Annotated in this window: 8 protein-coding genes; all 8 read right to left on the bottom strand. The window is 42.7% G+C overall.

Features of this window, described 5'->3' with window-relative positions:
* Positions 1-62 precede the first annotated feature (62 nt).
* Positions 63-1379: a phosphopyruvate hydratase gene (gene eno / locus DABAL43B_RS10730; protein WP_079692358.1), complete on the bottom strand. Its 1317-nt coding sequence runs from the start codon at positions 1377-1379 to the stop codon at positions 63-65.
* 352 nt (positions 1380-1731) lie between these two features.
* Positions 1732-4110, bottom strand: a complete 2379-nt coding sequence (locus DABAL43B_RS10735; protein WP_079692359.1) for a heavy metal translocating P-type ATPase — start codon at positions 4108-4110, stop codon at positions 1732-1734.
* A gap of 351 nt (positions 4111-4461) precedes the next feature.
* Entirely contained in the window at positions 4462-4686 is a 225-nt protein-coding gene (locus DABAL43B_RS10740; protein ID WP_011280902.1) for a heavy-metal-associated domain-containing protein, read from the bottom strand.
* 140 nt (positions 4687-4826) lie between these two features.
* Positions 4827-5081, bottom strand: coding sequence for a cation transporter (locus DABAL43B_RS10745; protein WP_079692360.1), 255 nt, complete (start codon positions 5079-5081; stop codon positions 4827-4829).
* Positions 5082-5108: 27 nt separating this feature from the next.
* The gene (kdsA, locus tag DABAL43B_RS10750) at positions 5109-5984 is read right to left on the bottom strand and encodes a 3-deoxy-8-phosphooctulonate synthase (RefSeq protein WP_079692361.1); all 876 of its coding nucleotides are present in this window, start codon (positions 5982-5984) and stop codon (positions 5109-5111) included.
* 271 nt (positions 5985-6255) lie between these two features.
* Complete coding sequence (locus DABAL43B_RS10755) at positions 6256-7890, bottom strand: CTP synthase (RefSeq protein ID WP_079692362.1); 1635 nt, start codon at positions 7888-7890, stop codon at positions 6256-6258.
* Between the two features lie 212 nt (positions 7891-8102).
* Positions 8103-9167 carry a porin gene (locus DABAL43B_RS10760; RefSeq protein WP_079692363.1) on the bottom strand — a complete coding sequence of 355 codons (1065 nt, stop codon included), beginning with the start codon at positions 9165-9167 and terminating at the stop codon, positions 8103-8105.
* Between the two features lie 542 nt (positions 9168-9709).
* The gene (locus DABAL43B_RS10765; protein ID WP_079692364.1) at positions 9710-11914 is read right to left on the bottom strand and encodes a malate synthase G; all 2205 of its coding nucleotides are present in this window, start codon (positions 11912-11914) and stop codon (positions 9710-9712) included.
* Between the last annotated feature and the right edge of the window lie 799 nt (positions 11915-12713).

Genomic DNA, 12713 nt, shown 5'->3' on the forward strand with positions numbered 1-12713 from the left:
ATCTTGCTAAGCGATATATAAGCAATTATATATCGCCCAGCTTTAGCTATAAGTTCAGCTCATTAGCCACGTAGACCGATAAACTCTTCACGGCCACGATAGCTTGCGCGTACTTGCTGCTCAATACGTAGTAGCTGATTGTATTTTGCAACACGGTCTGAGCGGCACAGTGAGCCGGTCTTAATTTGACCAGCAGCAGTACCAACCGCTAAATCAGCAATGGTGCTGTCTTCGGTTTCACCTGAACGATGTGAAATGATGGTTGCATAGCCATTTTTCTTCGCCAGATAAATAGCATCTAGCGTTTCTGATAAGGTGCCGATTTGGTTAAATTTAATCAAAATAGCATTGGCAATATGTTTATCAATACCTTCTTGCAAGATAGCAGGATTGGTCACAAATAAATCATCACCGACCAATTGGACTTTATCGCCAATTTGCTCAGTCAAATACTTCCAGCCATCCCAATCTGACTCATCAAGACCGTCTTCGATAGAGATAATAGGATATTGACGTGCTAATCCTACCAGATAGTCTGAGAACCCTTGGCTATCAAAGGCTTTATTACCTTCGCCTGCCAAGATATATTTACCATCTTTGTAGAACTCAGTAGCAGCGCAATCTAAGGCTAGATGAATGTCTTCACCTGCTTTATAACCGACTTGCTCAATCGCTTGCATGATAACCGTAATAGCTTCTTCATTGCTACGTAAGTTAGGAGCAAAGCCGCCTTCATCACCCACTGAAGTACTTAAACCTTGTGATTTTAGAACAGACTTTAAGCTGTGAAAAATCTCAGTACCGGCACGTAGCGCTTCTGAAAAGCTGGTAAAACCAACCGGCTCAATCATAAACTCTTGAATATCAACCGTGTTATCCGCATGCTCGCCACCATTTAAGATGTTCATCATTGGCACAGGCATCGTCAACGAAGTCTGATTACGCAAATTGGCAATATATTGATGCAGCGGTAAGCTTTGCGACTGCGCGGCAGCTTTTGCGGCAGCAAGTGAGACCGCAAGTATGGCATTGGCACCAAGGTTATCTTTGTTGTCCGTACCATCCAACGCAATCATAGTGTCATCGATGTTCTGCTGCTCACTAACGTCCTTATCCATTAAAGCGCTACGGATTTGGCTATTGACATTGGCAACTGCTTTTCTGACGCCTTTACCCATATAGCGATCTTTGTCACCATCACGGATCTCAACGGCTTCGCGTGAGCCAGTTGATGCGCCACTTGGTACGGCGGCACGTCCAATAGTGCCATCCGCTAAGATAACATCGGCTTCAATCGTTGGGTTACCGCGCGAGTCTAAAATCTCACGAGCGCGAATGTCTTTAATTGCGGTGACGTTGTTGGTTTCTTCAGCGTACATAATGTCTGTTAATTCCTTTGGTCATGCCAAGTTTAGGGGGTAAATAACGGCAGCTAGAATACAAAAAAGATAAAGCAAAATATCGTATAGCATATGCGCCCAAAACAGCTTTGCATATTGGTATAATCGGCTGATTTTGAGCACTATTTTTGAGCTATATTAAAGGTTTATTTAGTGTATTAACAGCCGGCTATAATGTTTGGCATCATAGCATATATTTTGCCAAACTTCCTTTATCTTACCCCAACTTGCGAGCATAAAATAAAACATAAATAGCAAGATTGGCAATTATCGGTATGCTCAAGTAAAGGTGATATCGCAAATACTAGACTTTTATAATTGTAAAAAAAACCTAAGCTTTCACTGGACGCTTTTTATCCTTATTAGAGTTAGATACCGTATTGTCTAGCTCAACCTCGGTTTTAAACCGCGTTAAGCGTAGCGCATTCATCAATACCGAAATGGAGCTTAGCGCCATAGCAGCAGCAGCAATCATAGGATTTAAAAAACCAAAAGCGGCAAGCGGAATACCAATGCAATTATAGATAAAGGCAAAAAACAGGTTTTGCTTGATATTGCGTAGCGTTGCTTGGGCAATTTTTTGTGCCGCATCAATATGCATGAGCGACTCACCCATCAAGCGTGCAGAGGCGCTATGCTGTGCGACATCGGTACCTTCAAACATCGCAAAGCTAGCATCAGCGGTCGCCATCGCTGGCGCGTCGTTAACACCATCCCCTGCCATAGCAACCTTATGTCCAGCCGTTTGCAATAAAGCAATTTGGCTGGCTTTGTCACGCGGGCTCATCTTACCATAAGCTTGTTCAATACCCAGTTGTCCTGCCACATGGTCGACGACAGATTGTTTATCACCGCTCATCAAAATCACATTGATGCCAGCATCTTGTAGCGCAGTAATTGCTCGTGGCGTATCCGCTTTTAAATCATCAGCTAAGGCAAAAGCACCCAGCGGCTCATCGTTAATACTAATCGCCACGGTACTAGCAATTTGCCATACTTTTGGCATCAACTTAGGTAAAGTGAGGTTAGCAAACTCTGCGGTACCGACCTTTATAACCCCAAGCCCTTCAATTTGTGCCTGTATACCCGCACCCTTTACTACGCTAATATCATTAACGGTCAATAATGGCAAATGACGCTCTGCGGCAGCATTGATCAGCGCAGTAGCGAGCGGATGACTGGCATGCGCTTCAACGCTCGCTGCTATTTGTAATACATCATCAACAGCAAGTGACTTATCAACCATCACTTCATCAACGATAGTAGGCTTACCAATGGTTAATGTACCTGTCTTATCCAAGACAACGGTATCAATACTACCTGCAGCCTCAAGACTTTGGGCATCTTTAAACCAAACACCATGCCGAGCAGCGACACCCATTCCAGCCATGATAGCCGCTGGCGTTGCCAAACCAAGCGCACACGGACAAGCAATCACTAATACTGATACTGCATGCATCAAGGCGGTATCGACCATACCTGTCAGCCACCACGTCAACGCAAAGGTAACCAAGGCAATGGTCACAACAACTGGCACAAAGATCGCCGTTACTCTATCGGCAAGACGAGCCAAATTGGCTTTTGAGCCTTGTGCGTCGCTGAGCGCTTGTACCATGTCACCCAGCTTAGTATCGCTGCCTTTGGCACGTACACGGTATAGTAAGCTACCGTTTTCGACCAAGGCACCTGCCAGCAGCTCGCTACCAGCTTCTTTTTTAAGGGGTACGGACTCTCCCGTTAAATGGCTTTCCACACACCAACCACTACCATCGATAACGGTTCCATCGGTTGCGACTCGGCTACCTTGCTTAGCGCGTAAGATATCACCCACTTGTACTTCTTTAAGAGCCACATTATGGAAGTCACCATTTGGCTGCTGCTGCTCGACTTCGTCTGGTGTCAGCGATAATAGTAAATCAATGCTGTTTAAACTGTGCTTTTTGGTACGCTCTTCAAGATATTTACCTGTCCGTACAAAAGCAATGACCATCACGCCTGCTTCAAAATAAACGGCAGGGCCATTATGAACGCCATGACCGCCATGACCGCCATGACCGCCAGCGTGACTACTCTGCAATAGGCTGTTCAAAGTGCCATCGCCATGCGTCAGCCATAGATAAGTCGAATACGCCCAAATAGTCACCGTGCCGATGACGACTAGGACGTCCATATTGGCAAGACCGCCCTTGATTGACGCCCAAGCACTCTTATAAAACGGTAATGCGAAACCAAATTGCACAATCGTCGCTAGTATGAACTGAATCCAAACCGGTGGCATCCATGCCATACCTTGACCAACAAGCATGCCTGCCATACCCACCAAAAATGGCAGCAAACAAACCCACAATCCAATCAAGCGCCACGGATACTGAGTTGCTGTATCCTCATCCGTCTGTGAAAACAAACTATCAGCTGCCTGTAAATTGGCCACAAAGCCGGTCTTATTGACCCACTCCGTCACCTGCTCTGGCGTTGTCTGCGTCGGATCATAATCTACATTGGCGGTCTCGCCTGCAAAGTTCACACTGACTTCATATACCGAAGGCTTTTTATTAAGTACCTTCTCGATTCGTGAGGCACAGGCCTGACACGTCATTCCCTCAATTGCCAGTTGCAAATGCGCACGATGCGGCGCAAGCGTCGTATTGGCCTGAATATCAGTCTCAACATCGTAAGAATTATGGGTATCGGTACGGGTATAATCATTCATAAATAGAACTCGTCATGGCGTTTATAAATTGGTATAAGCTATAAAAGTATATCAATGGAAGAATAAAAATCTAAATCAAACAAGCAGTGCTCTCTAAAGGCAAATATCAGACTGCCTTTCAGAGCATTCGAATAGCAACCTTCTTACTATAGCAACATATATATTAAATGGTCATGACTAGCACCAATTCAACTATTTCAGCTGAACAACTATCTCAGCTGAACAACTATCTCAGCTTAAGCATACGTGTTACAGCAATAAGAAAGCTTATAGTTCTACTTTAATATTAATAGTTTTTAACCATTAAAAAACCAGCCATGATAGCTGGTTCGTTTATAACAACGAATAAAATTAAGCGTTGGCAACGGTGGCATCGAAGCCCGCATCATCAATAGCAGCAGCAATCGTCTCTACACTGGTCTTGCTATCATCAAAGGTTACTGTTGCTTGATTATCAGCAAGCTCGATACTAATATCGTCTAAACCATCGATATCTGCGGTTGCGTTATGGACACTTGCCACACAGCCGCCACAAGTCATGCCGTCAATTTTAATAATACGTGTTTGGTTTGCCATGTTAGGCTCCTTATTTTTATCTGTGAATGAATGGTTTTTATACTTTAATTGTATAAGGCTTTATGAAGATACCCAAGACTAGCATAAGAGGTATTGGCGTTGACCACAAGTCAGTTTGGTTATCCTCTTATAAACCAAACCTAATCATGATAACGCGGATTTTGCGGGGCATCGATAGGAAATGGCTGTGTGACATAATCGACCATGCTGATTGCCGCTGTAAAAGCATGGATACTAGTTTCTGTATCATCGTAACGTACAAACGCAGTATGGCTATCAGTATCCAGCTCAATTTCAGTAACGCCTGTGATGTTTTTTAATGCCGTCATCACGCTATCTAAGCCTTCGGCGTCATCGATATTTTCGATACTTACCTGTGCAACTTTAATCGCCATTGTCTTATCCTCTTATGATCTACTTTATTAATGAGTATCTAATACTTCAAAGCCTTTGACCAAATCATCAATCTGTTTAAGCTGACGTAAAAACGGCTCTAGTTGGTTCATACGTAGCGCACAAGGACCATCACACTTTGCCGTTTCTGGGCTTGGATGCGCTTCTAAAAACAGCCCTGCCAATCCTGTTGCCATACCTGCGCGGGCAAGCGTTGTGATCTGCTCACGGCGTCCGCCAGCACTATCGCTACGCGCACCCGGCTGCTGCAAGCTATGCGTCACATCAAAAAATACCGGAATATCCATTTGCTTCATGGTATCAAAACCCAGCATATCGACCACCAGATTATTATAACCAAAGGCGCTACCACGCTCACAGAGGATAAGCTTATCGTTACCGCCCTCAAGACACTTATTAACGATATGACGCATCTCATGTGGTGCTAAAAACTGGGCTTTTTTAATATTAATAATCGCATCTGTCTTCGCCATCGCGTGTACCAAATCAGTCTGACGCGATAAAAACGCAGGCAGCTGAATAATATCAGCAACTTCAGCGACTGGTGCCGCTTGATACGGCTCGTGCACATCGGTAATAATAGGTACTTGGTATTTTTCTTTGATTTGCCCAAGCCAGTCGATGCCCTTCTCTAGTCCAGGGCCGCGATACGAATGCAGGCTGGAGCGATTGGCTTTATCAAAGCTGGCTTTAAAAACATAGCCAATCCCTAAGCGCTGGCATATCTCAACGTACTGCTCAGCAATCTCAAATGCCAATTCTTTAGATTCTAAAACATTCATCCCACCAAATAAGACAAACGGCTGATCATTACCGATGTTGATAGTATTGTTATTAGGGGTATTAAGTTGAATATGTGATTGTGCGGTTAATAAATTTTCCATAAATTATTGTCCTCTTTATTATTATCAGAATCTCTATTCCATATTGTAACCGATAGACCAATTAAAAAAAGTGTACAAGCGTAATTACATGCAATTCATCATTAGAGACCTAGAATTATGAGAAGTATCGAATCATGAAAGACATCTATCTTTGCCTTAGATAAAATAAAATAGCCGCTATCATTAAAATCAGGCTCAAAAAAAAGACCAATCCGAAGATTAGTCTTTTAAGTCGTCTTATAATTACAAGAATAGTTATAAGGATTAAATGTTATTTACTATCGCTATAAGTTCTTGCTGCTTTGACAAAGCTATTGAACAATGGATGACCACCACGCGGTGAGCTGGTAAATTCCGGATGGAACTGTACGGCGATAAACCAAGGATGATCCGCCAATTCGACCGACTCTACCAGATGTTGCTTGGCAGAATAACCAGATACCGTCATACCTGCTTGTTCTAATGGTTCGATGTAGCGGTTATTCATCTCATAACGATGGCGATGACGCTCAGTGATATTGGTTGAGCCATAGATTTGGGCAAGCTTACTACCAGCAACCAATTCGGCTTGCTGAGCACCTAAACGCATCGTACCGCCAAGGTCGGAGTCATCACTACGAATCTGCAATTCGCCACGCTCATCTAACCATTCAGTAATCAAGCCAATGATAGGCTCAGCCGCCGTGCGATGGAACTCAGAAGAGTTGGCATCGATATGTAGTACATTACGGGCGTATTCAATCACTGCCAGCTGCATACCAAGACAGATGCCTAGATATGGCACTTTATTTTCGCGCGCATAAGTAATGGCCTTCATCTTGCCCAGCGTACCGCGCTCACCGAAACCGCCTGGCACCAAAATAGCATCAGCATCATTAAGACGTGCAAATAAATTATCATCACTCTCTAAAATCTCAGCATCGATATAGTCGATTTTGACGTCGGCTTTATGAGTGATACCAGCATGAAGCAAGGCTTCGTTGATAGACTTATACGCATCAGGTAGCTCGACGTATTTACCAACCATCGCAACCGTCACGGTCGCTTCAGGATTCAACTGCGCTTCGACCACTTTATCCCAATCGCTCAAGTCAGCTTCTGGTAAATCAAGACCAAAACGCTCACAGATTAAATCATCAAGATCTTGCTCATGCAAGGTACGCGGTATCTGATAAATGCTTTGGGCATCTTCACACATAATGACTGCACGCTCTTCGACGTTGGTAAATAGCGCGATCTTACGGCGGTTGTCTTGGGAGATATGATGATCAGAGCGGCAAATTAAGATATCAGGCTGCAAGCCGATAGACCGCAGCTCTTTTACTGAGTGCTGGGTAGGCTTAGTTTTTGTTTCACCCGCACTAGCGATATAAGGCACTAGCGTTAAATGCATCAGCATGGCTCTATTGCGGCCTAGCTCTACTTGCATTTGACGTACCGCTTCCATAAATGGTAACGACTCGATATCACCAACCGTACCACCAATCTCGATAATGGCAACATCATAGCCTTCGCCACTGGCAAGAATTTTACTCTTAATCTCATCAGTGATGTGTGGAATTACCTGCACCGTACCACCGAGATATTCGCCGCGACGCTCTTTGTTCAAGACGTTCTGATAAATACGACCACTGGTGAAGTTGTTACTCTTGCTCATTTTTGAATGGCGTAAAAAACGCTCATAATAACCCAAGTCCAAATCGGTCTCCGCGCCATCTTCGGTCACGAATACTTCACCATGCTGGAACGGGCTCATTGTACCTGGATCGACGTTGATATACGGATCCATTTTGGTCATCGTCACGTTTACGCCACGGGCTTCTAAGACGGCAGCAAGAGAAGCAGCGGTGATACCTTTTCCTAGTGAGGACACTACCCCACCGGTCACAAATATAAACTTGGTCATAGCACTCTGTCGGTAATTGGTAAAGAAGGATTTTACTAAAAATACGCCACAAAATATAGGGCAAAAGCATAAACTCTTTAAAACATTCAGTTTTTAGCGTATGTCTGTTATAAGCGCGTAGCTATTATAACCCACTAAGTCTTTAAAAAGACCATAACAAAAAAACTCACCCCGAAGGATGAGTTTTTTATAATCAAATTCTAATATTTAAATTAGAATTTGTATTCGATACCACCACCAAGACCAAAGCCATCAAACTCGTTCTCAACTTTTACACGAGTTGCCGTTACTGTAGACTCTGAGCTTAAATAGGCGCCGTATAGGTGACCAGTCGTTGCTTTGTTGATAGCGTATTTGCCACCTACAACAGCACGGAAAGCTTCAGCGTCGTCAGCACCACCAACGTTGTTTACGAAATCACCTTGGGCATAGGCAGTCCAAGGAGTAGCAGTTGCCATTTCACCACTGATAGTAAATGCATTTTCGTTATCATCACTATCAAAGTCAGTATTTTGATACAAAGCACCTAATGTGATAGCTGGGTTAATTGCATAGTTACCACTTACACGAGCCACTTTAAAGTCACCAGCTTGGATATATGTAGCACCAACATTCATTGGACCTGTTTCGTATTTACCACCAAGACCGAATGCATCACGACCTAGTGTATCAGTACCGTTATCTTCGTCCATTGCGTACATTGCCATGAACTGCATGCCATTGATGCTAGGAGTAAAGTAGTTGAAAGTATTGTTAGTACGTGGGCCGTCAAAGCTAGCAAGTACAGCATCGCCACCTAGTACGCCACCTTGGGTAACGTTAGCAAAGTTAACGTAGTCATCAATCGCAGTCAAACGACCAGCAAGTAAAGTACCATATTGTGCATTTTTCACACCAAGGTAAGTATCACGAGAATAAAACTGATCTGATTTTTCCATACGGCCGCCACCGGCTGCATCTACAAAACGATCGCCAGCATCTATATCGATACCATATTCAAGTTGGTAAAGAAGATCGGTATTAGCGGTTAAAGCTTCTGAGCCTTTTAAGCCAATACGTGAAGCATTTGAGTTTAACTGGCTACGACCGTCTGCGTCTTCTGAACTTTTGACAACATTATTAACACTTCCATCAACGTTATAAGTCGTTGTCGTTGTATCAACGTCGCCAGTATTCAAATCTAAAGTTAAAAAACCTTTACCATAAATAGTAGGAGCTGCGTTGGCTGCAGATACAGATAGAGCAGCAATTGCTGTAGCTAGAAGTAGTTTTTTCATGGGTATATCTCCACTTTACAATTTTAGTAATGAACGAGCTATGATTAGCTGGTGCTCACAATGGTATCGTCACAAATCCTCAAAGATATAATGTGTAACTGGCTACCGATATTAGTCAGAAACAAGTGTGGCGAATTTTTGTTACCGTAAGATGAAAAAGCTATGGCTTACATAATTGCGATTAAAAAGTAACTGCCATGTAAACTTAGGTCTTTTTCACTCTATTGTGTAACATCCGTTACCAAACTCATACTTCAGCTACAAGCATAACAACTTTGACATAATTTGCAACATATTTTTCTATTTTTAATTACGATAATTGCTGAAGACCTTAGCTAATATAAGATTTAATCTGACTTTAAGTATAGACAAAAAAATACCCCTACTTACCATAGGCAAATAAGGGTGAGCTTATAAATATAAGTAATGGAATTTTAAATATTCCGTCATAAGGCGCGCTAAGCTTATAGATAACGCATTGCTGATCAATCAGCAACGCCAATCACCGTCAACGCTCGATTAGCACCGAATATAAGCATTATTTAGCAAGTAGTACTGGCTTTTAAATCAAGGCGTGCTTGATGCAGTAATGGCTCAGTGTAACCATTTGGTTGTTCGCGACCTTTAAACACCAAGTCACAGGCGGCTTTGAAGGCATAAGAGTTATCGAAGTCATTAGCCATTGGCTGATAGCTATCATCACCCGCATTTTGCTCGTCGACGACTTTTGCCATACGCTTCATAGTATCCATCACTTGCTGTTCGCTCACTACATCATGATGTAACCAGTTGGCAATATGTTGACTTGAGATACGTAAAGTTGCACGGTCTTCCATCAAGCCAACATCGTTGATGTCAGGTACTTTAGAACAGCCAACGCCTTGGTTTACCCAGCGTACGACATAACCTAAGATGCCCTGAGCGTTATTATCAAGCTCTTGCTGCTTCTCTTCATCTGTCCAATTGGTATCTTTTGCTAATGGAATGGTCAAAATATCGTCTAAGCTTGCACGCTCACGTGATTTTAGGCGGTTTTGAACCTCAACGACATTCACTTGATGATAGTGCATGCTGTGCAAGGTCGCGCCAGTCGGTGATGGAACCCATGCGGTGTTGGCGCCTGCTTGTGGATGGGCAGCCTTGGTATCCATCATCTCTTTCATCTCATCAGGCTTCGCCCACATGCCTTTACCAATCTGAGCGTGACCTTGTAGCCCAGTCTCAAGACCGATATCAACGTTCCATTGCTCGTAAGCTGGCTGCCACACTTGTGACTTCATATCACCTTTACGCACAAATGGTCCGGCGTTCATGCTGGTGTGCATCTCATCACCGGTACGATCCAAGAAGCCAGTATTAATAAAGATAACGCGCTCTTTGGCTTGGCGGATCGCTTCTTTTAGATTGACCGTCATGCGACGCTCTTCATCCATAATACCGATTTTTATGGTATTGCGTTCTAAGCCCAATAAATCTTCTGAGGCATTAAACAAGTCATTCGCCATTTTGACTTCTTCAGGACTGTGCATTTTTGGCTTAACGATATACATCGAACCTTTACGTGAGTTCGATAGCTCAGTTTTACCGTTAAGATCATTCAAAGATAATAGCGGCGTAATCAAGCCATCCATTAAACCTTCGAATATTTCTTCTTGACCGTTACCTAAATCGACTAAGATTGCAGGGTTTTGCATCAGATGACCGACGTTACGAATTAGTAATAGCGAACGACCTGGTAAGATTAGCGTACCGCCATCTGGTGTAGTGTATTCACGGTCTGGGTTTTGTTTACGCGTACGGGTTTTACCGCCTTTTTCAAAGGTCTCTTGCAAGTCGCCATTCATCAAACCAAACCAGTTGCGATAGACTTCGACTTTTTCTTCCGCATCGACAGCAGCAATCGAATCTTCACAATCTTGAATAGCAGTAATCGCTGATTCTAATAAAACGTCTTTAATATTTGCTGGGTCATCTTTACCAACGGGATGATTGCCATCGATTTGAATCTCAGCATGCAGGTTATTGTTCTTTAACAGTATACCCGTTGGGCTTTCGGCGTCACCAACGAAACCTGCAAACTGAGCAGAATCTTTTAGTTGCGTGCTGCTATCGCCTTGGGCAACTTCAAGCTTACCATCGACTACTTTAAAGCCAGTCGCATCATTGTACGAGTCTGATGCTAACGCAAAGTTTTCATCTAAGAATTTTTTGGCGTAAGCGACGACAGCTGCGCCACGCGTTGGGTTATAGCCACCTTTTGCTTCTTGACCATTTTCATCACTGATCACGTCTGTGCCATATAAAGCGTCGTACAAGCTGCCCCAGCGGGCGTTGGTTGCGTTTAATGCATAGCGAGCGTTACGCACAGGTACGACCAACTGCGGTCCGGCAATCTTTGCAATTTCATCATCGACATTTTCTGTACTTACTTTGAAATCATCACCTTCTGGTAATAAATAGCCAATTTCTTGCAAAAATGCTTTATAAGCTGGGTAATCAATATCGCCATTGTTGGCAGGGTGGTCCAAATGCCACTGGTCAATTTGTGCTTGGAGTTTGTCACGGGTCGCAAGCAGCGCTTTATTACGCGGGGTAAATTCTTTGACGACCTTTTCAAAACCTGACCAATAACTGTCTGAATCAACACCGACTTTCGGCAGCACTTCGTTTTCAATAAAATCGAACATCTGCTGATCGATAGCAAGAATGCCTTTCTGAATACGATTGGCGTTAGAAGACTGGCTCATATTGTTATCCTTATCTATTGGTGAGGTTTGTTGATGCTGGGCTGCCAAAAAACATAGTAGCCATGTAAACGGGTATGTAAAGCAGGCATGCAAAGTAATAAATACTGGATCTTAAAAGACAATTCAAGCGAATCTATTAGTACATTACATTGGCTGTTATGCCTTTAGCTGTTATTAGTCATTTATTTAACATTTTACTATCAGATAGTATCTAGACTGGTTTTAAGCAAAGATTACTTATAAACCTTAAATTTTGAGGCGGCATTGATAGTTGATATAATGCTAGCCATCCACTATTAACTGACCATCAATAGTAAGACAAAATATCCCAAAAGCAAAATATCATCCTACTATCAAATAATGAAATAAACAAGAAAAGCTCATTCAGCAAGTAAATACTTAGACTGTATATAAATGATACCCTATAAGCCATATGAGCTGGAAGCCATAAATTCTCAATCTAAACATGCTGGCCTAAAGGTAAGTATAAACTGTAAGTAATCATTACAGTACTAATTTATACGTAATGGTTATCTATCACACCAAGATGTGTAAGAAGGTTTGAATATATTCAGCTTATGATATGTCATTTAGTTAATATCGCTAAAAGCTCAAAATAGAGGCGTAATATGACAGCGTCGCACGCTTATTTACTCTTATTGTAGAGTCAGCTCAATCTAAAGAAGATAGACTCGTAGCACGTACAGCTAATATTGTTTTTACATTGAAGCGCTTATATGTCTTATTCTTTAGTTTAAATATCACTTTAAACATCCACTCGCAAATAAAGCCTAATTAA

The organism is Psychrobacter sp. DAB_AL43B (genome assembly GCF_900168255.1).
Lineage (GTDB): Bacteria > Pseudomonadota > Gammaproteobacteria > Pseudomonadales > Moraxellaceae > Psychrobacter.